This window comes from Marivita sp., assembly GCF_022763305.1.
Taxonomy (GTDB): domain Bacteria; phylum Pseudomonadota; class Alphaproteobacteria; order Rhodobacterales; family Rhodobacteraceae; genus Marivita.
This window is the reverse complement of record NZ_JALEGT010000072.1, coordinates 39,604-64,164: the sequence shown is the minus strand read 5'-3', so window position 1 is coordinate 64,164 and position 24,561 is coordinate 39,604. Positions and strand designations below refer to the sequence as shown.

Below are 24,561 nucleotides of genomic sequence, written 5' to 3'. Positions count from 1 at the left end.
CGCGGGCGAGAATAACACGTGCGACCAACTGATCACGCTCGTCGGAAAACGCTACTCACAACCAGAAAAGCGAGCCTCATGAATTATCCGGGTTAAGGATAAAACGTCCTGCGCCAGATGTGCACCGCCGTTCCGGTGGAAAGAATACAGCGAACAAGCAGGACAGTCACAACGGGGAGAACCAGATGAAAAAGCTATTGATGGCCACTGCGGCCTTGGCGATTGGCGCGACATCCGCCTTTGCCGAAACCAAGATCGGCATGATCACAACCCTGTCCGGCGGCGGCGCGGGCCTTGGCATCGACGTGCGCGATGGCTTCATGCTGGCCATCGGTCAGTCGGGCCGGGATGACATCGAAGTCGTGATCGAGGATGACCAGCAGAAGCCGGACATCGCCGTGCAACTGGCCGACAAGATGGTCCAGTCAGAACGTGTCGACATCCTGACCGGGATCATCTGGTCGAACCTTGCCATGGCCGTGATCCCGAGCGTCACCGCGCAGGGCAAGTTCTACCTGTCCCCGAACGCAGGCCCCTCGGCGCTGGCCGGCCAGGGCTGCCACCAGAATTACTTCAACGTGGCATGGCAGAACGACAACCTGCATGAAGCGGCGGGCGCCTATGCGACCTCGGCTGGCTATTCCAACACCTTCATCCTCGCGCCGAACTACCCGGCGGGTCAGGACGCGCTGACCGGATTTAAGCGCATGTTCAAGGGTGAACTGGCGGGTGAAGTTTACACCCAGCTAGGCCAGACGGACTATGCCGCCGAGATCGCGCAGATCCGCGCCTCTGGCGCCGACAGCGTGTTCTTCTTCCTGCCCGGCGGGATGGGGATTTCCTTCCTCAAGCAATATGCCGACAGCGGTGTCGATCTGCCCGTCGTGGGACCGGCCTTCAGCTTTGATCAGGGCATCCTGCAAGCGGTCGGTGACGCGGCGCTTGGCGTGGTGAACACCAGCCAGTGGAACAAGGACATCGACAACCCGACCAACGCGGCCTTTGTCGAAAGCTTCCAGGCCGAATACGGGCGTCTGCCGTCGCTTTATGCAAGCCAGGGCTTTGACACGGCGAATCTGATCCTGTCGGCGCTTGAGAAAGCCGACGTATCCGACGCCGATGCCTTCCGCGAGGCACTGCGGGCGGCGGATTTCGACAGCACCCGCGGGGAGTTCAAGTTCGGGCCGAACCATCACCCGATCCAGACGATCTATGCGCGTGAGGTCATCAAGGAAGGCGATGTCTTCACCAACAAGATCATCGGCACCGCCCTTGAGAACCACGGCGACGTCTACGCTGCCGATTGCAAGATGTAAGACATCACACGGCGTGCCGGGGTCCTGCCCCGGCACATCGGGTTTCGGGCAGGCATGTCGACACTTCTGATCATCGAGCAGGTCCTCAACGGGCTGCAATTCGGCGTCATGCTGTTTCTCATGGCAGCGGGGCTGACGCTGATCTTTGGCGTGATGGGCCTGATCAACCTCGCGCACGGATCGCTCTACATGATCGGCGCGTTTGCCGCCGCCGCTGTGGCGGGCGCGACGGGATCGTTTGTGCTGGCTCTGGGTGCCGCCTTGGCCGTGGCCGCCATCGCCGGAGCATTGATCGAGATGACGGTGATCCGACGTCTTTACGGAAAGGCGCATCTGGATCAAGTGCTCGCGACCTTCGCACTCATCCTGATCTTTTCCGAAGGCACACGTTGGCTCTTTGGCTCTTTCCCGCTGTTCCTCGACATTCCGGATTACCTGTCCGGCCCCGTCACCCTGCCCGGTGGCATTCAATATCCGCTCTACCGTCTGACGCTGATTGCCGTAGGACTGCTGGTGGGGCTTGGGCTGTGGGCCCTGATCGAACGCACGCGCATCGGCATCCAGATCCGCGCGGGCGAGAATGACCGCGAGATGATCGCCGCATTGGGCGTAGACATCCGTCTGCTCTACACGCTGGTCTTTGCCATTGGTGCCGCGCTGGCCGGGTTGGCGGGCGCATTGGTTGGGGCGATCCAGTCGGTGCAGGTGGGCATGGGCGAACCCGTTCTGATCCTGGCCTTCGTCGTGATCGTGATCGGCGGAATCGGGTCGATCAAGGGCGCCTTCATCGGCGCTTTGCTGGTGGGGCTGACCGACACGCTGGGGGGCATCTTCCTGCCGGAACTGTTCAAACTGTTCATGGAGCCGGGGGCTGCCACACAGACCGGATCGGCGCTGGCCTCCATGGCGATCTACATCCTAATGAGCCTTGTGCTGATCTGGCGACCCACCGGATTGTTCGGAGCGCGCGCATGATCCCGGAACGGCTGGTCAACTGGATCGTGTTCGCGGGGCTTCTGGCGGTGCCACTTTGGGCCATTGTCGTCGATGAGCCATTCACGATCACCCTTGTGACGCGCGCCGTGATCCTTGCGATCGCCGCCGTCGGTCTGAACATCGCGCTTGGTATCGGCGGGCTGGTGAGCCTTGGGCACGCGGTGTTCTTTGGTCTGGGCGGTTATGCGATGGGTATCCTCGCCTATCACGCGCAGACCTATACCTCTCTCGATCTGTTCGGGCTAAGCCTTGCCGGCACGAAATCCATGCCGATCATCTGGCTGGCGGCGGTCGTCGTGTCCGCCCTTGCCGCGTGGATCATTGGTCTGCTGAGCCTGCGCACCTCGGGTGTCTATTTCATCATGATCACCCTCGCTTTCGGGCAGATGTTCTACTACTTCGCCATTTCCTGGAGCACCTATGGCGGCGAAGACGGGCTGTCGATCTATGTGCGCAACGGCTTTCCCGGCCTGAACACGCTGGTGCCGATCCATTTCTTCGGCCTGTGCTTTGTGCTGCTCTGCATTGTCCTGTTCCTGAACGCCCAGCTTCAGAACGCGCCGTTCGGTCTGGCACTGAACGCCGCCCGGCAGGTGCCGACGCGGGTCGAGACCGTGGGCCTGAACCCGATGCGGCTCAAGCTGGTGGCATTTGTGATCTCGGGCGCGATCACCGGGCTCGCGGGGGCGCTTTTTGCCGATCTCAACCGGTTCGTGTCGCCCACCATGTTCAGTTGGCAGCTTTCAGGCGAATTGATCGTGCTCATCATCATTGGCGGCGTTAGTCGGCTTTATGGCCCCGTCATCGGGGCGTGCCTCTTTGTGGCGCTAGAGCATTGGCTGGGTGCCCTGACCGAGTTCTGGCACGTTTATCTGGGCCTGATCCTGCTGGCGATCGTGCTGTTTGCGCGCGGTGGGATCATTGGCCTTCTGACCGGCAAGGAGGGCGCGCATGTCTGAGCCAATCCTTGCCACGCGCAATCTGCGCAAGAGCTTCGGCGCTTTGACCGCGACCGACGATGTGTCCATCGACCTGCGCTCAGGGGAAATCCACGCCATCATCGGCCCGAACGGCGCAGGCAAGTCGACCTTGATCGCGCAGATCTGCGGTGGTTTGCGGCCGGACGCAGGATCGGTGCATCTGTTGGGGCGCGAGGTGACGCTGGACAGCACGCAGGCCCGCGCGCGGGCTGGTTTGGGGCGCACCTTCCAAATCTCGGCGCTGGCGATGGAAGACAGCGTGCTTGAGAATGTCGTGCTGGGCGCTTTGGGGGCATCGGGCAATCCATGGCGCTTCTGGTCGCGGGCGCTGTCGGACGCATCCCTGACCGCCAAGGCAGAAGCGGCGCTGGAACGTGTTGGACTGATCGAGCACCGGCACACGCGCTGTGCCGAGCTGTCACACGGGCAACGCCGTCAGCTTGAAGTCGCCGTGGCGCTGACCCTGTCACCCAAAGCCTTTGTCATGGACGAACCGATGGCCGGGCTTGGGGCGGAAGGGTCAAAACTTTTGACCGCGTTCCTTGACCAACTCAGGACAGAGGCTCCGATCCTGCTGGTCGAACACGACATGGACGCCGTCTTTGCCCTCGCCGACCGGATCAGCGTGCTGGTCTATGGTCAGGTGATCGCCACAGGCACGGTCGACGAGATCCGTCAGAGCCGCGCCGTACGCGAGGCCTATCTGGGGGAAGAAGCGTGACGCTGCTGTCCGTCGAGAATCTGACCGCCCGCTATGGCGTGGCACAGGTGCTGTTCGGTGTGACGCTGGAGGTGGCCGAGGGCGAGGTTGTGGCGCTCATGGGCCGTAACGGCATGGGCAAGACGACTACCGTCAAGGCCATCTGCCGCATGATCGCGTCAGAGGGCGGGTTGCGCTTTGCCGGGCAGCCGCTTCACGGGCTGCCCAGCCACAAGGTCGCGCGTCTGGGGATCGGTCTGGCCCCCGAAGGACGTCGCTGTTTCCGCGATCTGACGGTCGAGGAAAACCTGATCGCGGCTGCACAACCGGGTGAGTGGACCTTGCGCAGCATCGCGGACCTCTTTCCGCGGCTCGGAGAACGGAGCCACCAGCGCGCCGCGTCCCTGTCGGGCGGGGAACAACAGATGCTGGCCATCGGGCGTGCGCTGATGACGAACCCGCGACTCCTGATCCTCGATGAGGCGACCGAAGGCCTTGCCCCGATCATCCGTCAGGAAATCTGGGCCGCCATCGCTCGGTTGAAGCAAGAGACCGGGACAGCGATTCTGCTGATCGACAAATCGGTCCGGGAACTGGCACAGGTGTCAGACCGCGCCGTGATCCTCGCCCGTGGACAAACCGTGTGGTCCGGCGGATTCAGCGACATCACCCCCGAGGTCTCGACCACCTATATCGGCGTCTAAGACGGGTGTAGCGGGGAGTTGTCAGGACAAACTGGCTGGGGTGGTAGGATTCGAACCTACGGTACGCGGTACCAAAAACCGTTGCCTTACCACTTGGCTACACCCCAACCGTGCGGGCGTACTTACGCCGCTCTGAGAGCGGGATCAAGACCCGGAATCCGAAAATTTTCCTACTCTTCCGGCGCGTCTTTCTTGAGGAGATCGTCCCCCCGCTTTTCGGCGCGTTCGGTGGCGACGATCCGTTCGAGTTCCTTGTCCATGGCGGCTTCGACATCGCCGATCGTGGCGGTCGCGGCGGCCACGGCGGCGGCTGTCGACCCGGGCGATCGGGGGGCTGACTGTGGCGCCGGCGCATCGCCCACTCCGACGATCCGCAGCGTGGTTTCCGGCATCACGATTCCGGCGTGGTCGAATGCGGCAAGGCAGAGGCGCCATGCTTCGCTCCGGGCCTTGAGATAGCTGGTTTCGTGCTGGCGAATCCAGCCGGCCACGTTGAGGATCACCGCGCTGTCCCCCAGTTCTTCGATCCAGACGGCGGGGGCAGGTTCATCAATGACGAACGGCAGCGACGTGACAGTCTGCAGCGCAAGATCCTGCGCGCGTGCGAGGTCGGTGTCATAGGCGACACCGAGGCTGATGAGAAACCGTCTTTCGTCATTCCGCGTGTAGTTCACGATCCTGCTCTTGAAGACCGTCGCGTTGGGAATGCGGATGTGATTGCCGTCAAAGCTGAGCAGAATCGTGGCGCGGCTGGTCAGGCGGATGACCTTGCCGATGTCGCCTTCGATCTCGACCTGATCATTCGGGCGAAAGGGCTGGCGAATCGACAGCATGATCGACGCGATGAAATTCTCGACCGTGTCGCGCACGGCAAACCCGATGGCCAGACCGATGATCCCGGCAGCACCCAAGATGGTCGAAAGAAGGGCCGTGGCCCCAAGGATGTCGAGCGCGATCACCAGACCACCCAGAATAAAGGCGATGCGGATCACCTGCCGGTAGATGTCGGCAATGAAGGCATTTGGCGCGATCCGGTCCCATGGCCGTTTCAGGCGGGCGATCAGAAAGCCGACCGCGACGACAAGCGCAAACGCGGCGGCCGCGATGGCGAGAAGCGGCAGGTAATTGACGAACTGCTTGGACCGGGCGCGGAACCGTTCGAGCGCAGGGTCAAGACGGCGCACCACGTCGGTGGTTTCCTGCACCCGGTTTTCGATGGTCACGACCCCTTCGACGCGGCCTGCGATTTCATTCAGCCGGGTGACTGCCGGACCATCAAGGGCTGTGCCCCGCAGCGTGACGATCCCGGAATTGACGGTGACCGTGACGTCTTCATACCCGTCGAGTTCCATCAGGATTTCGCGGATGCGATTGGCGATGGCGGCGTCCTGTTCGGCGCTGTCTTCGACGGTGATGGTGCCTGTGGGCTGATCTGCGGTCTGCGCCTGAAGCGGTGCCTCATGAACGCTCAGGACAAAAAGACTGCTCAGAAAAATCAGGCGGAAAATCAGACCCATGCAGCAACAATGCGCGACGTGGGAAAGGGTTGCAAGCGCACTGTGCCGTCACATGGCCTTTGGCTGAGCGTCCTCGAGATCCAGCGATGCAAGGCACTCGCCCATATCGGTGGACCAGAAGCGGTATTGCCCCCGGCCTGACCTCTTGGCGGCATAGAGCGCCACGTCGGCACGAGAGAGATGGGTCACGGGATCACAACGCGCCGTTGCGGCAGACACGGCGATGCCAATGCTGGCCCCGATCGTGATGTCCTGTCCGTCGATCTGCGCCGGTTCGGAGATGTCACCGATCAAACGGATGGCCAGCTCTGTCAGGCGCAGGTGGTCGGTCAGGCCCGGGCACACGATGACGAATTCGTCCCCACCCGCTCGGATCAGCAGATCGTCCTGCCGCGTGTGGCTGCGCAGGATCAGGGCAACCCGTTTGAGAACACTGTCCCCGATGCCATGACCCAGCGTGTCGTTGACTTGCTTGAAGCGGTCGAGATCCATGTGGAGGATCGCATATTCGGTATTTGATTGTCCAAGCCGGGCCAGCGCCGCGTCGAGCGCGCGCCTGTTGTGCAGCCCTGTGAGACCATCGGTCATTGCATCGGTTTCAGCGGCGAGCCGCGCCCCGTTCAGCCGCGCGTTGCGACTGAAAGAGGCTGCGATTGCGCTGGATTTGGCCTCTTGCAGGAACAACAGTTCCATCACCAGATCGCCGGGCGCAAAATCCTGCGCCGTGAGGCCAAAGCGCTGCACCGCATCAACCACGGCGATGCCGAACGACAGATCGAGGATCAAGCCCTGTGCCTCGTCGTCGATCACCAGACCCCGGAAGCCGATCTCGGGTTCCTGCCGAAGGCGCAGGCGCAGGACCTCTCCGGTCAGGCGACGCAGGTCCGACATGGAGGATGGTCGGGCGGGTCGCAGGATTTCGAACACTTCGAGAAACCGGCAGCCGGTTGGATCGTTTATGCCAAGCTTTGAGAAGCTTTTGCCGACTTGCCGAATATGACCGGTTGGCCCGATGCAGACATGGAGCGGACGGATGGCGTGCAAGAGGGCAGGTGCGGCGATCATTAGTGATGTGCCCCATGGGCAACCGACAATGAAAAGCCGCGATCATCGGCAAAGGCGGTTTCGATGACTTGCACCTCGATGATCTCGGCCCCGTTCCGCAGGCCGCGATGGTCAAGCAGGGCAAGCGTTCCGTAGTCATCGGCCATCGCGCGCAGCAATCCCACCATGATGTGCCCAAACCCCATCGGATTGTCCGCACATTGGATCGTGAAGCTTTGCGGTATGGTTTCCTGCACAAGGATGCTTGGCAGGTCCAGACCAGAAACCGCGAGGCGGGTCCGGTCAGGCAGATCGCCAAGGGACTGCAGAAGTTCCGCGAATGTATCGCCGCCGAACCGCATCAGACGCCGCACCGAAGCATGGTTCTGATGAATGATGAGATAGGCCCCCAGATCCTCGAGGATCACGGACCCGGGTCGATCCAGCACCGTGACACATGCCTCAAGCAAGCTGGGGAAATACCCGGCGTCATATTGCAGCATCGCCTCGAACGAGGTGACAGGCAGGTCGGCCAGGGCCACAGCCCGCACCCAGTGGTCCGGACCAAAAACATCCGAGACAAAGGCTTCGAGCGTGCGAAAGATGAGACCGTGCATGGGATGCGCCTTCTGTTTGAGGCACACCATGGCAGTCAGGTCTTAAGAAACGGCAAATTGCGGACGGTCAGAAATCCGTTGGCGCGCCGCCTTCGGCTTTGCGGCGTTCGACGAAGGCCAGCAGCTCTTCGTGGATGGCTTCATCCATCGGCGGCGCCTCGAATTCCTCGAGAATGGCCTTGTACATCACATGGGCCCGTTCCGGCGTCCAGATGCTGCCCGCAGCTTCCCAGGCCTCGTAGTTCTTCCAGTCGGACAGGAAGGGTTGATAGAACGCCGTCGTGTAGCGTTCCTGCGTGTGTTTGGTGCCGAAGAAATGTCCGTTGCTGCCCACTTCGCGGATCGCCTCGAGGCCCAGACCGTCATCACTGACGTCGCAGATCGCCGGATCCATGTAGCGGATCAACTGCTGGATCACCTCGCAATCCATGACGAATTTCTCGGGGCTGGCGATCAGCCCGCCTTCGAGCCACCCGGCGGCGTGGTAGACAAGGTTGGTGCCCGACTGGATGGCGGCCCAGAGGCTGTGCTCGGTTTCCCACATCGCCTGCCCATCCGGCACGTTGGCCGCACAGACGCCCGAGGATCGCAGCGGCAGACCGTAAAAGCGGGCCATCTGGCCGGTCATTTGCGTGGCGCGGATGTATTCCGGTGTGCCAAAGGCCGGCGCGCCGGATTTCATATCGACGTTCGATGTGAAGGTGCCGATGGCGCAGGGCGCACCGGGGTTGATGATCTGGGCCAGAACAATGGCGCTCAGACCTTCCGCCAGCGATTGCGCGACAGCCCCCGCCATCGTGACGGGCGCCATCGCCCCGGCAAGGGTGAAGGGCGTGACGATGCACCCCTGCCCGCGCGCGGCGCAGCGCATCCAGCCGTCCATCATCGGATGGTCATGCTTGAGCGGCGAGGTCGAGTTGATGTTGGTGTACATGCGCGGGCTGGCGTCGAATTCCTCGTGCGACAGACCACCGGCGATGCGCACCATCTCCATCACGTCCTCGACACGCTCCTTGCCCAGCGAATAGGCGTGCGCGACCTTGTCGGTCAGAGTGAGCTTGTCATAGAGCACATCCAGATGGCGGACGCTGGCATGGATATCGACCGGTTCGACAGGGTAGCCGCCAACGAAGTGGATGCAGTTGAAATACTGCGACAGCTTGAGGAAATTGCGGCACATCTCGCGCGTGCCGGGCACCTTTCGGCCCATTTCCATGTCCCAGTAATTGGGCGGCGACGACACGTTGCCAAAGAGGATATGCCCGTCTCCGACAACGATCTTCCGGTCCACATTGCGCGGGGTGATAGTGAACGAGCGGGGCGCTTTGCCCACCCACTCCATCACGAAATCGCGTCCCATACGTACGTTTTCGCCGTCAACAGTGCAGCCAGCGTCCTTGAGAACGCGCACCGCCTCGGGATTCAGAAATTCGATCCCGATCTCTTCGAGAATGATCATGGCCGCATCGTGAACCCGCGCCACACCTTCTTCGCTGAGAGGCTCTGTCGGGCGGTCGATGTTGATCGGCAGGCTCCAAGGCAGCTGTTCGATCACCGACGACCCGCGGCGCACGGCATGTCCAGACCGCCCTCCGCTCCTGCGTTTGCGTGTGATGGCCTCTGTCATGGCATTCTCCTGCGTTGCCACTTTAGCTAGGCATCGCAGAGACGGGTTATCCTGCCGGAACACGACTCATGCGGTCGCTTTTGGTCTTTTCGTCGGCGATCAGTGCAGACCAAGCCAGTCTGCAAGATGACCGATGTTCGGAAAGACCAGATCGGCAAAGGGCTCAAGCTCGGCGCGTCCGGCAAGACCGGTCAGGACCGCGACGGTCCGCATCCCGGCAGCGCGCCCCGCGATCAGGTCGTGCGTGCTGTCCCCGACCATCAGCGCCCGGTCCGGCGTGACACCGACGGCGGAACAGAAGGCCAGCAGCTGACCCGGTTCGGGCTTTGCCCCGTGACCGCTGTCCGATCCTGCGATGAACGCGAATCGGTCCCGCACGCCGGCGGAATCGAGATGGGCGAAAGCGGGCGCTTCGGCATCATTCGTGGCCACACCAAGACGCAGTCCGGCAGCGATCAAACGATCCAGCAACGGCGCCAGGGGGACAGCTGGAGCCATGGGTGCGGCGGCCGCTTCTTCGTTGATTAGGGCAAGAAGCTCTGCCCGCGACAGTGTCGGACAGGCGGGCGACAATGTTTCGACCACTTCGTCGGGCGTGCCTGCGATCACCAGGCTGTCCGCGTTGAACACGCCTGCCGCCCAGTCGAAACCGATCACCTGCCCCAGCGCTGCCGCACGCGCCTCGTTGCCCTCGGCAAGACGCAGCAGAAGCGATTTGGCCCAGGCGTTCCACGTCGCCCCAAAGTCGAAAAGCGTGCCATCCTTGTCGAAGAGAATCGCCTCGATTGTCTGCGGATCGGCTGGCGTCATGTCCAATGCACCTGCTGACCACCGGGAAGCGCTGCCCGCGCTTGCATGAGGTGATCGTAGGGGATGCCTTCCGTGTCGCAGAAGGAAATCACCCAAGCATCGTCCATTAGCAGAAAATCCAGAACGGAGGCCTGAAATTCGGGCTTTGCGAGGCCCTCACGGAACACCGCTTCGTCCGCGCCGGTAGAGCCCATGAAAACCGGCAACAAGTCGTCATTGCCTGCAAGCCAGACGATGGCCTTGATGGCGATCTGTTCTGCGCGGTCGCGAGAAATCGACATTTTGAGATATTTCCCAAACACTTTTTTAACCAAATAGCGGCAATGAATTGGTGAGCAAAGTCTTAACAGAAGCCACCATGTCGGAGCTGCCGTGCCAAGGTCCGTTCTCATCATCGACGCCATGAGCCATCGCCGCATCCAGATGCGCGCAAAGCTCGACACCACCGCCTATCCCGTAGATTTGGCCGAGTCGCTGGCAGAAGGGCTTACCCTGATCCGCAAGGAAGCACCCGAAGTCGTGATCCTTGCACATGACCTCCCCGGCCTTCGGTTGCGCCAGTTCTGCAAGCTCATGCGCAGCACGCCCTCCACCCAGGGCACGACGCTTGTCGTCGCCGTGCAACGCGAAAACCAGTCCGCACGGGTCAGCGCGCTGGTGGACGGAGCGCATGACGTGATCGAGATGTCGGCCGAGTCAGCCGACCTCAGGGCCCGGATGCGCAGCTTCATGCGGTTGCAGCAAGGCTCCGGCCTGTATCTCGCCCGATCCGGAGCGCATATTGCTTCGGGTTTGTCCGAACCGACTGTGGACTTTGCACCAAAGACCGTGGCCTGTTTCGTGACGGGCACCCTGTCCGCGCCGATGTCGGCACCGGACCCTGCGGACTCAGGGATCGAGATCCGGCGCGTGGCGGCGCATGTCGCACGGCGCGAGCCCCATCCAGACGCCGATGTCTTCGTCCTGTGGGAAACGCAGCAAACCGATGAGGCTCGTGAAACCCTTGCCGCCCTGCTGACCCATCCCGTCAGCCAGCACAGCCGCATCCTTTTTGTCACCGACTGCGCGGCAACCGGGGCCTCGCCGCTGGATCTCGGTGCACATGATCAGGTCCCCACAACCGTCAGCGCGACCGAGCTTGTCCTGCGGATCCAGCGCCTCGCCCGTCGCAGGCGTGATGCCGACCGCGAGCGCCGGGCGACCACCGATCTTGAGCGGAAGGCCTATGTGGACGGACTGACCGGGTTGAACAACCGCACCGCAATGGAGGAGTACCTTGCGCGAACGGATCGGGCACTGGCCGAAGAACCGCGCGCGCTGGCCGTGTTGATCGCGGACATCGATCACTTCAAGTCCATCAACGACAACCATGGTCACTCAGCCGGCGACATGGTTCTTTCGCGTATCGCCCAGATCATGAAATCGAGCCTGCGCGACGGCGATTTCATCGCGCGGTATGGCGGCGAAGAATTCCTGATCGTGTTGCCGGATGTCCGACCGGGTCAGGCACGCGCCGTCGCATCAAGGCTGCGCGACGCGGTGGCAGGCGGTGCAACCGCCATCGAAAACGGCACTCATGTGCGTGCAACGATCAGCATCGGGATTGCACTCCGTTCCCGATCCGAACGCGTTTCAACGATGGATCTCAGGCGCGCCGCAGATACTGCGCTTTACGAGGCCAAGCGGAACGGTCGAAACCGGATCGAGATTGCGCAGGCCCAGTCCGCTCAACATGGCATCCCTGTCGCCTCTGCCCGCGCGGCCTTCTGAGCACAGGCTCACCCCTCAACGACGAACCCGGTTTGCCAACTCGGTCAGGCGCTCTTCGATACGGTCCGCATAGGCTGCGCGATCGGCATCGCTCATGGCAGCAACACGATTGGCCAACACTTCCCGACCCATGTCTTCACGCTCGGCACGGGCCCGCGACTGGGCAGCCAAGGCCGCGGCGAAGGCATCGCGGTCGAACGGTGTCGTGCGCAGAGTGTCGAGCGTGGACTGCAACTCACCCACAAATGCCCCGCGATCGCGTCCCTGCCCCCGCAAACCCTCTTCGAAATCCCGCCGCAGCGCGCGTCGGTCGTCATCGCCCAGAGCCCGCATGAAGAATGACCCATAGTCAAACCGATCCCGATCCGGTCGCCGGTCGTGGCCGCCCATAGCGACAAAGCCGACAACCGCCCCGATGACCAGAAGGTTCAGTGCAAGTGACACAAGAAGCGTCAGTCGCATCCAGAGCGGGGTTTTTGTCTGTGTCATCTCGGTCATGTCAGCCATCCACCAACAGCAGGTCGAACGGGCCAAGACCCGCGCCGATATCCAGCGTTGCGCCATCGACTGGGGTCAGGGAAAACATCAGGTCGTCCGTCAGCGCACCCCCCGCCCACACGCCGACACAGGCCGTCATGGCCAGACCCGCCATCGCGGGCCAGCCGCCCAGCGCGCCAAAAATCTGCCGCCAGAGCGGTGGCCGATCCGGGCGTGGCATCTGCGCCTCGGCATCCGCAACCACGCGCGCCAGAAGCCCGTCGGGGAGCTGCGGCGGCGACTGACGCGCCGTGGCGAAGGCCGCCTCGAGCGGATCGTCAAACGGAGGTTTCGACTGTGTCATCTGTGTACCCCAAGCCTTTGCGCTGACCGGCCAAAAGCGCGGTCAGGGCCCGTTTGCCGCGTGCGGTCAGACTTTCCACCGCACGGGGCCCAATGTCCATGATCTGGGCAATCTCGGTATTGCCCAGACCTTCGATATGTCGCAGCACGACGGCCTGTCGCTGACGGTCCGGCAACTGCATGAGCGCCTCTTCCAGCGCCATCTGCCGGGCCTGCGCCTGTAGCTGTGCCTCGGCCCCCGGTCCGTCATCGGCCACGTCCAGATCCTCGGGCATCGCGTCAGGCCGCGTCTTGCGCAGCCGGTCGATGCAGAGGTTGGCCGTGACCCGGTAGAGCCACGTGCGCACCGATGCGCCTCCCTGTGCATCCCATCCCGGCGCCTGTCGCCACAGCTTCAGCATGGCTTCCTGCGCGACATCTTCCGCCTCGGCGCGGTCGTTGAGCATGCGCACCGCGTGCGCAAACACCAAGGGCGTGTAGGTCGACGCAAGACGGCGCGCCGCGTCGGCATCCCCGGCGGCATAGGCCCGAAGCAAGGCTGCTTCTGCAGCAGGATCGGTCTGGCTCTGGGTCATTCCACCGCGTGTCAGGTTCAGATCAAGCCTATCAGGTGCCATGAGCGATGCACATATCGCTCATGGCGCTGTTCGGGGTCAGCGGTTGTCGCCACCGTGACGCTTGCCGCCCCAAAACCCGCCGCGCTTGCCGCCATGGTCGCCCATGCGCAGCTCGGCGAATTCCTCGGCGCTCACCACGCCATCGTCATTGGCATCCAGCCGATCAAACATGCGGGCGGGATCGCGGCGCGCGGTCAGCTCGTCCTCGGACAGAGCCCCGTCGCCATTGGCATCCAGTCGCGCGATCATGCGGTCGGCGCGATCTGCGGCGCGCTGCTGACCGGCGGCAACGATCTCTTCCGCGCTCAGAACGCCGTCCCCATTCGTATCGGCGCGGGCAAAGCGGTTGGGACGCGTGGCGAATTCCTCGGCGGACACGCTGCCATCCCCATTTGTGTCGAGCTCGGCAAAGGCCTGCGCCCGGCGCTCTGCCCGCGAATCCGCATCCTGGGCAAAGGCCATCCCGGCGGTGCTGGCCAGAAGCGCTGCGATCACGAGTGCGGAAACCTGCTTCTTCATGGTCATGTCTCTTTTCCTTTCCATGTCCGGCGGTCTTGCCGGATCCTTTCAACACTGGCCCAGAGCGACACCCTGTCTCTCTGGCATCCACTGTGTTTCACGGGACAGATCGAAACTTCCGTCGCAGAAAATGCAGATGCGGGGTCACGGCTGCGTGATTTGCGACATCCAGCCGCAAGGACAGTTTGGTCACTGTTCATCCCTATCGGGCGTCGCCATCTTGGGCGTGGGAGAGCGAACATGACCACATCACACGTGACAGATCAGGACGAGCGTCCGACATGGCCGGCCTTGCGCAAGGGCTGGCGGCGGAAGTGCCCGAAATGCGGCAGCGGTCCGTTATTGAGCGGCTATCTCAAGGTACGCGACACCTGTCCCGTGTGCCGCGAAGAGCTGCACCATCACCGTGCCGATGACGGCCCGGCCTATCTGACGATCCTGATCGTCGGACATCTTATGGCACCTCTCCTGCATATCGTGTTCGTGAATTTTCGCCCGGAGCCACTGGTGCTTTTCACGATCTTCGCAGTTGGCTGCGTCGCGCTGACGCTCTACCTTCTGCCCAGACTGAAAGGGGCGATCGTGGCGTTTCAATGGTCACGACAGATGCACGGGTTCGCTGACAGCGCGTCCTGATCCCTTGGCCAAAGAAAAGGGGCAGGCGTGACCGAACAGGGACCGATTGACAAGACCGCCATCCGGGACGCGGCCACCGTGATCGTGCTGCGGGATCGTTCCCACCAACCCAGCGTGCTTATGGGCCAGCGCGGTGCGACGGCGGCGTTCATGCCCAACAAGTTCGTGTTTCCCGGCGGCGCAGCGGATCCCGAGGACGCCAATGTGCCTTTTGCCGAACCCCTCGCTCCGCTGTGTCACGGACGGCTTGCGGATGGCGTGGTCCCGGACCGCGCCCCGATGCTGGCGGCCGCCGCGATCCGCGAATTGTGGGAGGAGACCGGGCAGATTCTCGGGCGTCCCGGCACATGGGACACCCCGCCGGACGCATGGCGCGGCTTCGCGTCCAGCGGCCATGTGCCGACGGCTGCACCGTTGCAATTCGTCTTCCGTGCCATCACGCCCCCGGGCCGTCCCCGGAGATTCGATGCGCGGTTCTTCCTGCTTGATGCCGATGATCTTGCCAGCGACCCGGATGACTTTTCTGCCGCATCCGACGAGTTGGCGCATCTGCAGTGGATCGCACTCGACAAGGTGCGCAGCTTTGATCTGCCCTTCATCACCGAAGTTGTGCTGGCCGAAGTGGCCGCGCGCGTGACCGATCCGCATCCGCCCGCCTCTGTCCCGTTCTTTCGAAACGATGACGAGGAAAGCCTGTTCCTGCGGATCCATGGCCACCCCATGACGGACTAGGATCGTCTCCGACTAGATCACGAGGATGAAGGTCAGGATCGACAGGGCGAGAAACCCGATCCCGACCAGTTCGCGCGCGGTGACGCGTTCCTTGAAGAACAGCACCGACGCCATGAGCGAGAAGATCAGTTCGATCTGGCCCACCGCCTGAACATAGGCGGCCGTCTGCAACGTGAAGGCGGTGAACCACCCCATCGATCCCGCCATGGAGGTCAACCCGACCCAGACCGCCACCCTGCGCGCCCGCCACACGGCGCTGAGCTGCCCCGGTTCGCGCCAGCGCAGCCAAAGTGCCATGCCGATGAATTGCGACGCGGTCACGCAGGTCAGGGTGACGGCGGCCCGCAGCAATGCATCCTTGCTGTCGATCTGCAAGGACGCCGCCCGGTAGCTGGTGCCCGAGAAGGCAAAGAAGAACCCGGAGGTCAGGCCCAGCACCGTGGCCCGGCTTGTCAGGCTGGCCCAGATACCCTGCTCAAGTCCAGGCGTGCGCGACAGAAGCAGAACACCGATCAGCCCGATCAGGATCGCACCCCACCCCGCCAGCGACACCTCGGCTCCAAAGAGCGCGACACCCACAATGGCTGTCTGGATCACTTCGGTTTTCTTGAACGTGATTCCCACGGCGAAATTGCGCTGCCGGAACAACGCGACAACACAGACCGTGGCCAGGACCTGCGACACGCCCCCCAGCTGTGCATAGAACCAGAACCAGCCGTCGAGCACGGGCACCGCTGCCCCCTGTCCCCAGAGATAGGCGACAGTGACCAGCAGCGCGGCAGGCGCGGCATAGGCAAAACGGGCAAAGGTCGAGCCGGCGGTGCTCAGCACATCCATGCTCAGCACTTTTTGCAGCATGAACCGGATGGTCTGAAACAATGCGGCTGCGACGCTGGCGACGATCCAGAGTTCCATGCGCCTCTATGGCGTCAGCTCAGCGCGCTTGTCCATCCCGGTAGAGAGGATGCGGCACGGGATCCTTGGCGCGGAACAGGTACTTGCGCGCAACCTCGGCATAGGTGCGATAGCGGTAGTCCTGGTTTGCCGCGAGAAACTGTGCGCGCCGGGCCCGGTAAAGATCCGGCAGGGCGTACCATGGCACGCCCGGATGCATGTGATGCACCACATGCAGATTGTTGTAGAGGAACAGCAGTCCGAACGGCCCGTGATCCTCGACAATCGCGGTACGGGCGGTGGTGCGGTCATGGGCGCGATGTTCGAGGAACGTGCGCAGTTTGAGGATGGACAGCGACAGGTAGACGGACAGCAACCAGGCCCAGACGGGCATCTCCGCCACCGAGAGCATCCACCAGACAACGCTCGCGACCGCAGGGATATGCAGAAGCCACCCGGCCAGAACGCGGCGGTCACCGGTCCGGATGAGCCGGAAGTCAGCCGCCATGAAGGACACCTGGCCAAGGATCGGCCCGAGGATCAAACGTCCTGCAAGCGTGTTGTTGATCCGGCACAGCTTCTTGCGCCATTGCGGCAGGCGATCCCAGACCGTCGGGTCGAGGTAATTGGACTCGGGGTCGTCATAGGGATCGGTCAGACGCTCATCCCTGTGATGCGCAAGATGCGTGTCCCGGAACCGAAGGTAGGGCACCACCACGGTGAGGGGCGGAAAGACAAGTGCTGCATTGACCAGCTTGCTGCGCGTAGGGTGCCCATGCAGCGCCTCGTGGGTGAGGGACGAGTGCTGCGCGGCTGTCCATGCGCAGATGAGAATGGCCAGGAAGATGGAGATATCGGTGATCCAGACGGTGGCAAGACCCCAGAGCCCGTAGGTGACGCCCAGCATCAGAAGCGTCGGCCATTCGGCCACGCGGCGCAGCTCTGCCAATCTCGGCAAAGGCATGTCTGTCATAAAAAACCCCATGAATTCCGGGGGTCAGACTAGTCCGCTCAGGCGGCTTGCAGAATTCTGAGAACGGTGCACAATTGTCTATAACCGTGATTTTTGTCACGCATTGGGTGTTTCGTAACATGCACAAGCTGCAACGCGCCGATCTGTTTCGCACCCGCCTGCTTATCGCGATCCGGCGGGCGGGCACGAACCAGAGCGAACTGGCCCGGCGGACCGGGATCGACCGGTCAACCATCTCGCAGCTCTTGCGGGACGACGCAGCACGGCTGCCCAACGCCCATGTGGTCGGCGCTTGCGCCAGTGCCCTCGGCGTATCCGCCGACTGGCTGCTGGGGCTGGCTGAACATCCTGAAAACGCGACCGACCTTCTGGCAAGCGCATTGACGCTGACAAATGCACCGCGCGCCCTGGTGGACCAGCAAATCTTCGACTGGCACCGCGAGGCGGAAGGTTACAAGATCCGCTACGTGCCTGCCGCACTGCCGGACATGCTCAAGACGAATGACGTGCTGACCTGGGAATACGAACCGCATCTGGGCCGCACCACGGCGCAGGCGATCACAGCCTCGGCCAATCGCCTTGCCTGGATGCGTCAGTCCGCGTCGGATTACGAAATCGCCATGCCCCTGTTCGAACTCCACAGCTTTGTCGAAGGCTCGGGATATTACGCCGATCTGCCGAAGGACGTGCGCCTGCGCCAGGTCGATCACTGGCTCGACCTGACAAAGGCGCTCTATCCCCGGATGCGCATTTACCTGTTTGACGCACGACAGGTCTATTCCGCGCCGATCACCGTCTTCGGACCATTGCTGGCGGTGATCTATCTGGGCAGCAACTATCTCGCTTTCCGCGACACCCAGCGGGTGCGGGCGTTCTCGGACCATTTCGACAATCTGGTGCGCGAAGCCCGCATCACTGCACGGTCCTTTCCGGACCATCTGAATGAGTTGCGCGAGGCGCTGCCGTGATCACGGCTCGGTCCGGTCAGGCCAGCCTTTTGACGCCGATAGCGCGGCGAGGATCGTTTCGGTGTCCTGCCCGCGTGCCCGAACCTTTTCTGGCGGCGCGGGAGGTTGCCCGCCAAAGCGTGGAGCGGCGGCAGCTTGCACTGTGCCATCAACTTCGTGCCACGTCTGACGTGCCGCATTCTGCGGATGGGCAAACGCTTCGCGCGGCGACAGGACAGGCGCGACGCAGGCATCGCTGCAAGCGAAGACATTTTCCCAATGCGACCGGCTCTGTGCGGAGAAAATATCCGACAGTCTTGCAGACAGCCGGGGCCACGCCGCCCGGTCGAATTGGTGCATCGCAAAATCGGCGTCTTCAGACAGACCAAGTCTGCTCAGGAACTCGGCATAGAATTTCGGCTCGAGACATTGCACGCTGATGAATCCGCCATCGGCGCAACGATAGGTGCGGGACCAATGTGCACCGACCAGCGGATTGGCCTGCGCGGATGGTCCCTCCTCAACGGCACCCGCAATCGACATGAGCAGGTTCTGCATATGCGCCGCGCCGTCATAGATCGCCGCATCGACAACGGTCCCCCGCCCGGTGCGCCCGGCAGCGATGATGCCGGACAGCATCCCGGCAACCAGATAAAGTGCCCCGCCACCAATGTCGCCGACCAGCGTCGGTGGCACGCTCTGGCGCTCACCTTCCAGAGCGGACGACCACAAGGCGCCCGACAGCGCGATATAGTTCAGGTCATGCCCCGCGCGGTTTGCCAAAGGCCCGTCCTGCCCCCATCCGGTCATCCGACCATAGACAAGGCGCGGGTTGCGCCCGAGGCGGACATCGGGACCCAAGCCAAGCCGCTCCATGACACCGGGGCGGAACCCTTCGATCAGACCGTCGGCAAGGGCAATAAGGTCAAGGCATACAGCCCGGTCGATATCCGATTTCAGATCCAGCACAAGCGACCGTTTGCCCCGGTCGGTGACGGGACGATCCTTCAACCCGACCACGGGACCAGATCGCGGCCGGTGCACGACAATCACATCTGCGCCCAGATCGGCCAGCATCATCGCGGCAAACGGACCGGGACCGATGCCTTCGACCTCGACGATGCGCACGCCGTTGAGGGGTTTGTCATTCAGCATCTTAACCCTTTCCAAATGAGACCTGCCGCCAGCGACCCTCTGTGTCGTTTCCAGAAAACGACATCGGGTCGCAGACAGCAATGCATGAACCGCACAGGCGCGTATCTGTCGCCCACGACTTCGAAGGCCAGTCATGCACGAAAGACGCATACCCGAGTGGCTCCGCCACGCCCCCGCCCCCAGCGTGCGGGGCTTTGCCATGCTGGCGGGAGCCGAGGCCGTGGCACGGGGCATCCTGATCTCGGTCTTTCCGCTGCGCATGTATCAGGCCCTGCAGGACGCCGCATTGGTTTCGCAGGTCTATTTCCTGATCGGGATCGTGTCGCTCTTGACCGGGCTGCTTGTGCCTTTCCTCGCACGGTTCTTGCCCCGGCGCTGGGTCTACATGACCGGCGCGTCCTGTTTCATCGCCGGATCGCTTCTGGCCATCGACGGGTCGGCCATGACAACCATCATCGGCCTGTCGCTGACATCCATGGCGACGGTCACGACCTTTGTCTGCTTCAACGCCTACGTGCTGGACTACATCGCCAAGATCGAGCTTGGGCGCTGCGAAACCTCGCGCATGTTCTACAGTGCTGCGGGCTGGACGGTCGGGCCCGTGCTGGGCGTGACGCTGCTCAAATGGTGGGAGCCGGCCCCGTTTCTTGTGGCGGCGACGGCATCGTGCACCATGCTCTTGATGTTCCTCGCCATGCGCATGGGCAATGGCAAGCTGATCACGAAAAGCCGCCGCGCGCCGACCAATCCGCTTGGGTTCCTGCCAAGGTTCTTTGCACAGCCTCGTCTTGTGGCAGGTTGGCTCTTTGCCGTGATCCGGTCCTGCGGGTGGTGGGTCTATGTCGTCTATCTGCCGATCTTCGCCATCCAGTCGGGACTGGGCGAACAATTGGGCGGGATCGCGTTGTCGATCTCGAACGCGGCCCTGTTTGTCACACCCTTCATGCTGCGGTTCATGCAGCGCTATTCGATCCGGCACGCCGTGCGAACAGGGTTCCTGATGTCAGGACTGCTGTTCGCGGTTGCAGGGATCCTGTCGGGACTGCCCTGGGTCGCCGTGCTCTGCCTGATGTGCGGGTCGTTCTTCCTGATCCTGCTCGATGTCTCGGCAGGCCTGCCTTTCCTGCTGGCGGTGAAACCATCGGAACGGACCGAAATGTCCGCCGTGTATTCCAGTTTCCGCGACGTGTCGGGCATTCTGACACCCGGCGTGGCGTGGCTTGTCCTGCTGGTCGCCCCCTTGGCCGGGATCTTTGGCGCAGGGGCGACCGCCCTGCTGGGCGCATGGGCGTTGTCCGGCACGCTTCCCGCACGACTGGGCAAGACGGGAAGCCGCCCTGCCCCAATCCCCGAGCCGCCTGAACCTGACATGGCGGCGGCTGGCGGGGCCGAGATTCGAAGCTCGGTGTAACCGGACACCGCGCGGAACTCAGTACGGCATCGGGTGCTGCTTGTGCGTAGCGTCGAGCGCCCTGAGGACATCGTCACTCAGCGTCATGCCGACCGCCTTCAGCAGATGGGTCAACTGATCCGCCGTCGTTGCGCCAAAGATCGACGAAGCCACAAAAGGCCGCTGCGCCGACCACGCCAGCGCCATATGCGCCAGGTCCAGACCAGCCTCTTTGGCCACCTTCGCATAGGCATCGACAGCGCCGAACGCCCGGTCCGTCTTGCGGCCCCCCAGGTTACCATTCAGCGCCATGCGCGATCCTTCGGGCACGGCTCCGTTCTGGTACTTGCCGGTGAGCAAGCCCGCCGCCAAAGGCGAGAACGGCAGGAGCGACACCTCTTCATGCACCATGACCTCGGCCAGATCGGTGTCAGCCATGCGGCACATGAGGGAATATTCGTTCTGGATGCTTTCCATGCGCGGCCCGGCCATCGCATGCGCCACCTGCAGCCACATCATCGTGCCCCACGCGCTTTCGTTTGACAGACCGATGTGCCGGATGCGGCCCTTTTCGATCTCGCGACCCAGCGCACCCAGCACATCCGCCATGTTCTGCAGCGTTTCGGTGCGGTCCTGGGTCGTCGCGTCAAAGGTCCAGTTCTTGCGGAACATGTAAGAGCCGCGATTGGGCCAGTGCAGTTGATAGAGGTCGATATGATCGGTCTTGAGCCGCTTCAGCGAACCCTCAACCGCACCGGGAATGGTTTCGCTCGAGATCGGCGCACCGTCGCGGACATGCTCCATGCCTTCGCCGGAGTGTTTGGTCGCCAGAACCCAATCATTGCGGCGCCCGGTTTTCTGCATCCAGTTGCCAAGGATCTCTTCGGTCAGACCAATGGTTTCCTTGGCAACCGGGTTCACCGGATACATTTCGGCCGCGTCGATGAAGTTGATCCCGGCATCCAGCGCCATGTCCATCTGGGTATGGGCATCCGCCTCGGGTGTCTGGTTGCCGTAAGTCATCGTGCCAAGGCACAGTTCGGACACCATCAGATCGGTCTTGCCCAGTCGGTTCATCTTCATCGCGCGTTCCTTCACCTTCGATTGCGCGCAAATTAGCGGCTAGAGCCCGGTCTGCAAGCCGACAGCGATGTCCGTCTGCGAGACAGCGACCGATTTCATGATCGCGTAACATTCCGCGCCTTCGACGATGTTCAGCGCATCGGCGCTGCGGCGCGTGATACGGGCGAGCAGACGATCCTCTCCGGCCCGCAATTGCACAATGACACCCGGGCCGTCCCCCCGACGCACCGCCAGCACGCGCACCGGCAGAATGTTGAGCGCGGACAGCCCTTCGGGCCGCGCGCGGGCAAGGATGACGTCCTGCGCGAGAATGCGGACCCGAATTCTGGCCCCTGTCGGTGCATCGACTGTTGGAAGCAAGAGCTGCCCGGCAGAGATCGCCAGCGCGCTCAGCCCGTCAGGATGATGCGCGGCAACGGTGGCGGAGATCACGGCACCGGCATCCCGGATGCCCAGCAGACGCACCATGTCGGGATCGGTCAGCACCTCTTCGGGCGCGCCCGAGCGTATCACGCGACCGTCGTCGATCAGGACGATATGCGTGGCAAGGCGCGCCACTTCGGCCATGTTGTGCGTGACATAGAGGATCGACAGACCGGTCTCGCGCCGCAGCGTTTCGAGATAGGGCAGGATCTCGGCCTTGCGCGGCCCGTCGAGCGACGCCAGAGGCTCGTCCATCAAAAGCATATCGGGCTCCGACAGCAGTGCCCGGCCAATCGCCACGCGCTGCGCCTCGCCCCCGGACAGGGCATGGGTGCGTCGGGCGAGCAGATCGGAAATGCCCAGAAGTTCGGCCACCTGCCGGGGATCCTTGGCACCGCGGCCACTTACGCGGGCGGCGTAGCACAGGTTTTCGCGCACGCTCAGATGGGGGAACAGGCGACTGTCCTGAAACACATAGCCCAGTCGGCGTTGATGAACCGGCACATTCGTCCGGTCCGATGCATCGAACAGGACGCGTCCGTTCAACGTGATCCGCCCGCTGTCCGGTGTCACAAGGCCTGCCACGGATTTGACCACCGAGGTCTTGCCGCTTCCAGACCGGCCGAACAGCACCGTCACCCCTTCGGGTGCATCGAACCTCGTGGCGAGGTCAAAGCCGCCCAATGCGCGCCGAATGTCAACGGAAAGACTCATGATCCCGCGATCCGTTGGGCCACCCGGCGGGACAGCCATTCCGACAGGATCAGCGCGCCAATCGCGATGGCTACCGCAACAATGACCAGCCGGATGGCGCTGGTCTCGCCACCGGGGACCTGAAGGAAAGCGTAGATCGCAGACGGCACAGTGCGGGTTTCACCTGGGATGTTCGAGACGAAGGTGATGGTCGCACCGAATTCGCCCATTGCCTTGGCGAAGGCCAGAACGGCCCCCGCGATGATCCCGGGCAGGATGAGCGGCAGGGTCACGGTGCTGAACACCTTGATCCGGCTTGCCCCCAAGGTAGCAGCGGCCTCTTCCAGCTTGGGATCGACGGCCTCGATCGCAAGGCGCATGGCGCGCACCATGAGGGGAAAGGCCATGATCGCCGCCGCGAGGGCAGCGCCCGTCCACTGGAACGCCAGAGTGATGCCGAACAGGGTGTCGAGACCGGACCCGATGGGCCCCTGTCGCCCGAACCCCAGAAGCAGCAGATAGCCCGTGACAACCGGCGGCAGCACCAGCGGCAGGTGGACCAGCCAATTGAGAAGGTCACGCCCGAAGAACCGGCCCCGCGCCAGCGCCAGAGCGCAGACCAGGCCGAAGGGCAGGCTGACCAGTGTCGCCCAGAACGACACCTTGAGCGACAGGGCCACCGCCTGCCATTCCTCTGGCCCAAGCCATCCGGTCATTCCTGCATCCCGACCGGAAGGAAGCCGTAGCGTGCGAGGATCTCCTGCGCGGCATCGCTGGGCAGCCAGGCCGCAAACGCGCGCGCGGCTTCGGGAGATGGCGTATACGTGGTTACGGCCGCCGGATAGAGAATGGGCGGATGGCTGTCTTGGGGAAACACACCCGCAGTCACGACGCGCAGCTCTGCCATGGCATCGGTCGCATAGACCACGCCAAGGGGCGCTTCACCCAAGGCCACCAGAGCCAGCGCTGCGCGGACATTGTCGGTTGGCGCCAGCCGCGTGCTCAGCCCGTCCCAGAGCCCCAGATCGGTAAGCGCGGTCTTGGCGTAGATGCCTGCGGGCACCGCTTCGGGCAGGGCGATGGCTAGACGTCCCGATGCTCCGAGAGCGCCAAGGATGTCTGTCTGGCTAGTGATATCGGCGGTGGAGGCGGCAGCGGGATCGTGGGCCACAAGCACAAGACGGTTGGACGCGATGTCGACCCGGCTTTCAGCGCTGACCTGGCCCTGCTCGACCAGCCAATCCATCCAGCTTTCGTTGGCGGAAACAAAAATATCGGCGGGGGCCCCTGCGTCGATCTGGCGGGCCAGCGTCGAACTGCCCGCGAGCACCAGCGTCACGGAGTGCCCGGTGTCGGCTTCCCATGCCATTGCCAGCTCTGCCATCGCATCCCCCAGCGAGGCCGCTGCAAACACCGTCAGGTCCGCCGCTTTCGCCGGCAGGGCGAGGCAGATCGCAACCAATGTGGCGCGCAGAATCTGGATCACGGAAGGCAGGTCCTTGTGTTTGGGGGCAACGCTTTGGCGTACCTGACCAATTGCACCGATCCGAGGCAAGGGTTGACGCACGGACTGCGACG

The 24,561-nt window shown here is 62.9% G+C and carries 27 protein-coding genes and 1 tRNA gene; 10 read left to right on the top strand and 18 right to left on the bottom strand.

The genetic code is table 11. The features are described 5' to 3' along the window. Positions 1-185: 185 nt before the first annotated feature. Genes MRY75_RS14415 through MRY75_RS14395 form a run of 5 tightly spaced genes read left to right on the top strand, consistent with a single transcriptional unit; the run spans position 186 to position 4,696 of the window. Positions 186-1,316, top strand: coding sequence for an ABC transporter substrate-binding protein (locus tag MRY75_RS14415; RefSeq protein WP_292308698.1), 1,131 nt, complete (start codon positions 186-188; stop codon positions 1,314-1,316). Positions 1,317-1,370: 54 nt separating this feature from the next. Beyond that, positions 1,371-2,291, top strand: a complete 921-nt coding sequence (locus MRY75_RS14410; protein WP_292308697.1) for a branched-chain amino acid ABC transporter permease — start codon at positions 1,371-1,373, stop codon at positions 2,289-2,291. Then, complete coding sequence (locus MRY75_RS14405) at positions 2,288-3,271, top strand: branched-chain amino acid ABC transporter permease (RefSeq protein WP_292308696.1); 984 nt, start codon at positions 2,288-2,290, stop codon at positions 3,269-3,271. The genes MRY75_RS14410 and MRY75_RS14405 overlap by 4 nt, the downstream gene beginning before the upstream one ends. Further along, entirely contained in the window at positions 3,264-4,013 is a 750-nt protein-coding gene (locus MRY75_RS14400; protein ID WP_292308695.1) for an ABC transporter ATP-binding protein, read from the top strand. The genes MRY75_RS14405 and MRY75_RS14400 overlap by 8 nt, the downstream gene beginning before the upstream one ends. Then, on the top strand, positions 4,010-4,696 hold the full coding sequence (locus tag MRY75_RS14395) for an ABC transporter ATP-binding protein (RefSeq protein WP_292308694.1): 687 nt from the start codon (positions 4,010-4,012) through the stop codon (positions 4,694-4,696). Before MRY75_RS14400 ends, MRY75_RS14395 begins: the two co-directional genes overlap by 4 nt. Before the next feature lie 32 nt (positions 4,697-4,728). Here the strand turns inward: MRY75_RS14395 and MRY75_RS14390 are convergent. The 7 genes from MRY75_RS14390 to MRY75_RS14360 all read right to left on the bottom strand — a co-directional run bounded on the left by MRY75_RS14390 (position 4,729) and on the right by MRY75_RS14360 (position 10,592). Continuing rightward, positions 4,729-4,803: transfer RNA gene (locus MRY75_RS14390), tRNA-Gln, on the bottom strand. A 63-nt stretch (positions 4,804-4,866) separates the two neighbouring features. Further along, positions 4,867-6,213: a mechanosensitive ion channel family protein gene (locus MRY75_RS14385; RefSeq protein WP_292308693.1), complete on the bottom strand. Its 1,347-nt coding sequence runs from the start codon at positions 6,211-6,213 to the stop codon at positions 4,867-4,869. A 48-nt stretch (positions 6,214-6,261) separates the two neighbouring features. Next, positions 6,262-7,104: a GGDEF domain-containing protein gene (locus tag MRY75_RS14380; protein ID WP_292308692.1), complete on the bottom strand. Its 843-nt coding sequence runs from the start codon at positions 7,102-7,104 to the stop codon at positions 6,262-6,264. A 173-nt stretch (positions 7,105-7,277) separates the two neighbouring features. Continuing rightward, the gene (locus tag MRY75_RS14375) at positions 7,278-7,874 is read right to left on the bottom strand and encodes a heme NO-binding domain-containing protein (RefSeq protein ID WP_292308691.1); all 597 of its coding nucleotides are present in this window, start codon (positions 7,872-7,874) and stop codon (positions 7,278-7,280) included. 67 nt (positions 7,875-7,941) lie between these two features. After that, positions 7,942-9,501: a trimethylamine methyltransferase family protein gene (locus MRY75_RS14370; protein WP_292308690.1), complete on the bottom strand. Its 1,560-nt coding sequence runs from the start codon at positions 9,499-9,501 to the stop codon at positions 7,942-7,944. Between the two features lie 99 nt (positions 9,502-9,600). Beyond that, positions 9,601-10,311 carry an HAD family hydrolase gene (locus MRY75_RS14365; RefSeq protein ID WP_292308689.1) on the bottom strand — a complete coding sequence of 237 codons (711 nt, stop codon included), beginning with the start codon at positions 10,309-10,311 and terminating at the stop codon, positions 9,601-9,603. Then, entirely contained in the window at positions 10,308-10,592 is a 285-nt protein-coding gene (locus tag MRY75_RS14360) for a DUF3572 domain-containing protein (protein WP_292308702.1), read from the bottom strand. The genes MRY75_RS14365 and MRY75_RS14360 overlap by 4 nt, the downstream gene beginning before the upstream one ends. A 121-nt stretch (positions 10,593-10,713) precedes the next feature. Between MRY75_RS14360 and MRY75_RS14355 the strand changes: the two genes are divergently transcribed. Then, complete coding sequence (locus MRY75_RS14355; RefSeq protein WP_292308688.1) at positions 10,714-12,081, top strand: diguanylate cyclase; 1,368 nt, start codon at positions 10,714-10,716, stop codon at positions 12,079-12,081. A gap of 15 nt (positions 12,082-12,096) precedes the next feature. Here the strand turns inward: MRY75_RS14355 and MRY75_RS14350 are convergent, their stop codons facing one another. The 4 genes from MRY75_RS14350 to MRY75_RS14335 form a co-directional block, all read right to left on the bottom strand. Next, the gene (locus MRY75_RS14350) at positions 12,097-12,579 is read right to left on the bottom strand and encodes a periplasmic heavy metal sensor (RefSeq protein WP_292308687.1); all 483 of its coding nucleotides are present in this window, start codon (positions 12,577-12,579) and stop codon (positions 12,097-12,099) included. A 1-nt stretch (position 12,580) separates the two neighbouring features. Next, the gene (locus tag MRY75_RS14345; RefSeq protein ID WP_292308686.1) at positions 12,581-12,922 is read right to left on the bottom strand and encodes a hypothetical protein; all 342 of its coding nucleotides are present in this window, start codon (positions 12,920-12,922) and stop codon (positions 12,581-12,583) included. Beyond that, positions 12,897-13,496: a sigma-70 family RNA polymerase sigma factor gene (locus MRY75_RS14340; RefSeq protein WP_292308701.1), complete on the bottom strand. Its 600-nt coding sequence runs from the start codon at positions 13,494-13,496 to the stop codon at positions 12,897-12,899. The genes MRY75_RS14345 and MRY75_RS14340 overlap by 26 nt, the downstream gene beginning before the upstream one ends. A 78-nt stretch (positions 13,497-13,574) precedes the next feature. Further along, positions 13,575-14,063 (bottom strand): EF-hand domain-containing protein, encoded by a 489-nt coding sequence (locus MRY75_RS14335; protein ID WP_292308685.1) that lies wholly within the window; start codon positions 14,061-14,063, stop codon positions 13,575-13,577. Between the two features lie 234 nt (positions 14,064-14,297). Between MRY75_RS14335 and MRY75_RS14330 the strand changes: the two genes are divergently transcribed. Together MRY75_RS14330 and MRY75_RS14325 are read left to right on the top strand one after the other, a co-directional pair. Continuing rightward, positions 14,298-14,693: a DUF983 domain-containing protein gene (locus MRY75_RS14330; RefSeq protein ID WP_292308684.1), complete on the top strand. Its 396-nt coding sequence runs from the start codon at positions 14,298-14,300 to the stop codon at positions 14,691-14,693. 27 nt (positions 14,694-14,720) lie between these two features. Then, on the top strand, positions 14,721-15,425 hold the full coding sequence (locus MRY75_RS14325; protein WP_292308683.1) for an NUDIX hydrolase: 705 nt from the start codon (positions 14,721-14,723) through the stop codon (positions 15,423-15,425). A gap of 12 nt (positions 15,426-15,437) precedes the next feature. Here MRY75_RS14325 and MRY75_RS14320 read toward each other — a convergent pair whose 3' ends face one another. Together MRY75_RS14320 and MRY75_RS14315 are read right to left on the bottom strand one after the other, a co-directional pair. After that, complete coding sequence (locus tag MRY75_RS14320; RefSeq protein WP_292308682.1) at positions 15,438-16,340, bottom strand: DMT family transporter; 903 nt, start codon at positions 16,338-16,340, stop codon at positions 15,438-15,440. 19 nt (positions 16,341-16,359) lie between these two features. Continuing rightward, complete coding sequence (locus MRY75_RS14315) at positions 16,360-17,283, bottom strand: fatty acid desaturase (protein ID WP_292308681.1); 924 nt, start codon at positions 17,281-17,283, stop codon at positions 16,360-16,362. 128 nt (positions 17,284-17,411) lie between these two features. On the opposite strand from MRY75_RS14315, the gene MRY75_RS14310 reads away from it, so the two are divergent. Continuing rightward, a complete protein-coding gene (locus tag MRY75_RS14310; protein ID WP_292308700.1) occupies positions 17,412-18,260 on the top strand; it encodes a helix-turn-helix transcriptional regulator in 849 nt (282 codons plus the stop codon). On the opposite strand, the gene MRY75_RS14305 is transcribed toward MRY75_RS14310, so the two are convergent. Further along, the gene (locus MRY75_RS14305) at positions 18,261-19,394 is read right to left on the bottom strand and encodes a CaiB/BaiF CoA-transferase family protein (protein WP_292308680.1); all 1,134 of its coding nucleotides are present in this window, start codon (positions 19,392-19,394) and stop codon (positions 18,261-18,263) included. It lies immediately after the preceding gene. A gap of 133 nt (positions 19,395-19,527) precedes the next feature. Here MRY75_RS14305 and MRY75_RS14300 point away from each other — a divergent pair, with 133 nt between their 5' ends. Continuing rightward, positions 19,528-20,805 carry an MFS transporter gene (locus MRY75_RS14300; RefSeq protein ID WP_292308679.1) on the top strand — a complete coding sequence of 426 codons (1,278 nt, stop codon included), beginning with the start codon at positions 19,528-19,530 and terminating at the stop codon, positions 20,803-20,805. Positions 20,806-20,823: 18 nt separating this feature from the next. Here MRY75_RS14300 and MRY75_RS14295 read toward each other — a convergent pair whose 3' ends face one another. Genes MRY75_RS14295 through modA form a run of 4 tightly spaced genes read right to left on the bottom strand, consistent with a single transcriptional unit; the run spans position 20,824 to position 24,469 of the window. Beyond that, a complete protein-coding gene (locus MRY75_RS14295; protein WP_292308678.1) occupies positions 20,824-21,867 on the bottom strand; it encodes an aldo/keto reductase in 1,044 nt (347 codons plus the stop codon). A 39-nt stretch (positions 21,868-21,906) separates the two neighbouring features. Further along, complete coding sequence (modC, locus tag MRY75_RS14290) at positions 21,907-23,004, bottom strand: molybdenum ABC transporter ATP-binding protein (protein ID WP_292308677.1); 1,098 nt, start codon at positions 23,002-23,004, stop codon at positions 21,907-21,909. Beyond that, positions 23,001-23,699, bottom strand: a complete 699-nt coding sequence (modB, locus tag MRY75_RS14285; protein ID WP_292308676.1) for a molybdate ABC transporter permease subunit — start codon at positions 23,697-23,699, stop codon at positions 23,001-23,003. Before modB ends, modC begins: the two co-directional genes overlap by 4 nt. Then, positions 23,696-24,469 carry a molybdate ABC transporter substrate-binding protein gene (gene modA, locus MRY75_RS14280; protein WP_292308675.1) on the bottom strand — a complete coding sequence of 258 codons (774 nt, stop codon included), beginning with the start codon at positions 24,467-24,469 and terminating at the stop codon, positions 23,696-23,698. Before modA ends, modB begins: the two co-directional genes overlap by 4 nt. Positions 24,470-24,561: the final 92 nt, after the last annotated feature.

What these genes read in the sequence shown, in the direction of transcription:
- MRY75_RS14335 (WP_292308685.1), bottom strand. Translation starts at nt 14,063, where the DNA reads ATGACCATGAAGAAGCAGGTTTCCGCACTCGTGATCGCAGCGCTTCTG.
- MRY75_RS14340 (WP_292308701.1), bottom strand. Translation starts at nt 13,496, where the DNA reads ATGACCCAGAGCCAGACCGATCCTGCTGCAGAAGCAGCCTTGCTTCGG.
- MRY75_RS14345 (WP_292308686.1), bottom strand. Translation starts at nt 12,922, where the DNA reads ATGACACAGTCGAAACCTCCGTTTGACGATCCGCTCGAGGCGGCCTTC.
- MRY75_RS14300 (WP_292308679.1), top strand. Translation starts at nt 19,528, where the DNA reads ATGCACGAAAGACGCATACCCGAGTGGCTCCGCCACGCCCCCGCCCCC.
- MRY75_RS14380 (WP_292308692.1), bottom strand. Translation starts at nt 7,104, where the DNA reads ATGTCGGACCTGCGTCGCCTGACCGGAGAGGTCCTGCGCCTGCGCCTT.
- MRY75_RS14315 (WP_292308681.1), bottom strand. Translation starts at nt 17,283, where the DNA reads ATGCCTTTGCCGAGATTGGCAGAGCTGCGCCGCGTGGCCGAATGGCCG.
- MRY75_RS14310 (WP_292308700.1), top strand. Translation starts at nt 17,412, where the DNA reads ATGCACAAGCTGCAACGCGCCGATCTGTTTCGCACCCGCCTGCTTATC.
- MRY75_RS14400 (WP_292308695.1), top strand. Translation starts at nt 3,264, where the DNA reads ATGTCTGAGCCAATCCTTGCCACGCGCAATCTGCGCAAGAGCTTCGGC.
- MRY75_RS14410 (WP_292308697.1), top strand. Translation starts at nt 1,371, where the DNA reads ATGTCGACACTTCTGATCATCGAGCAGGTCCTCAACGGGCTGCAATTC.
- modC (WP_292308677.1), bottom strand. Translation starts at nt 23,004, where the DNA reads ATGAGTCTTTCCGTTGACATTCGGCGCGCATTGGGCGGCTTTGACCTC.
- MRY75_RS14375 (WP_292308691.1), bottom strand. Translation starts at nt 7,874, where the DNA reads ATGCACGGTCTCATCTTTCGCACGCTCGAAGCCTTTGTCTCGGATGTT.
- MRY75_RS14360 (WP_292308702.1), bottom strand. Translation starts at nt 10,592, where the DNA reads ATGTCGATTTCTCGCGACCGCGCAGAACAGATCGCCATCAAGGCCATC.
- MRY75_RS14385 (WP_292308693.1), bottom strand. Translation starts at nt 6,213, where the DNA reads ATGGGTCTGATTTTCCGCCTGATTTTTCTGAGCAGTCTTTTTGTCCTG.
- MRY75_RS14350 (WP_292308687.1), bottom strand. Translation starts at nt 12,579, where the DNA reads ATGACCGAGATGACACAGACAAAAACCCCGCTCTGGATGCGACTGACG.
- MRY75_RS14305 (WP_292308680.1), bottom strand. Translation starts at nt 19,394, where the DNA reads ATGCTGAATGACAAACCCCTCAACGGCGTGCGCATCGTCGAGGTCGAA.
- MRY75_RS14295 (WP_292308678.1), bottom strand. Translation starts at nt 21,867, where the DNA reads ATGAAGATGAACCGACTGGGCAAGACCGATCTGATGGTGTCCGAACTG.
- MRY75_RS14320 (WP_292308682.1), bottom strand. Translation starts at nt 16,340, where the DNA reads ATGGAACTCTGGATCGTCGCCAGCGTCGCAGCCGCATTGTTTCAGACC.
- MRY75_RS14365 (WP_292308689.1), bottom strand. Translation starts at nt 10,311, where the DNA reads ATGACGCCAGCCGATCCGCAGACAATCGAGGCGATTCTCTTCGACAAG.
- modB (WP_292308676.1), bottom strand. Translation starts at nt 23,699, where the DNA reads ATGACCGGATGGCTTGGGCCAGAGGAATGGCAGGCGGTGGCCCTGTCG.
- MRY75_RS14355 (WP_292308688.1), top strand. Translation starts at nt 10,714, where the DNA reads ATGAGCCATCGCCGCATCCAGATGCGCGCAAAGCTCGACACCACCGCC.
- MRY75_RS14330 (WP_292308684.1), top strand. Translation starts at nt 14,298, where the DNA reads ATGACCACATCACACGTGACAGATCAGGACGAGCGTCCGACATGGCCG.
- MRY75_RS14370 (WP_292308690.1), bottom strand. Translation starts at nt 9,501, where the DNA reads ATGACAGAGGCCATCACACGCAAACGCAGGAGCGGAGGGCGGTCTGGA.
- MRY75_RS14405 (WP_292308696.1), top strand. Translation starts at nt 2,288, where the DNA reads ATGATCCCGGAACGGCTGGTCAACTGGATCGTGTTCGCGGGGCTTCTG.
- MRY75_RS14415 (WP_292308698.1), top strand. Translation starts at nt 186, where the DNA reads ATGAAAAAGCTATTGATGGCCACTGCGGCCTTGGCGATTGGCGCGACA.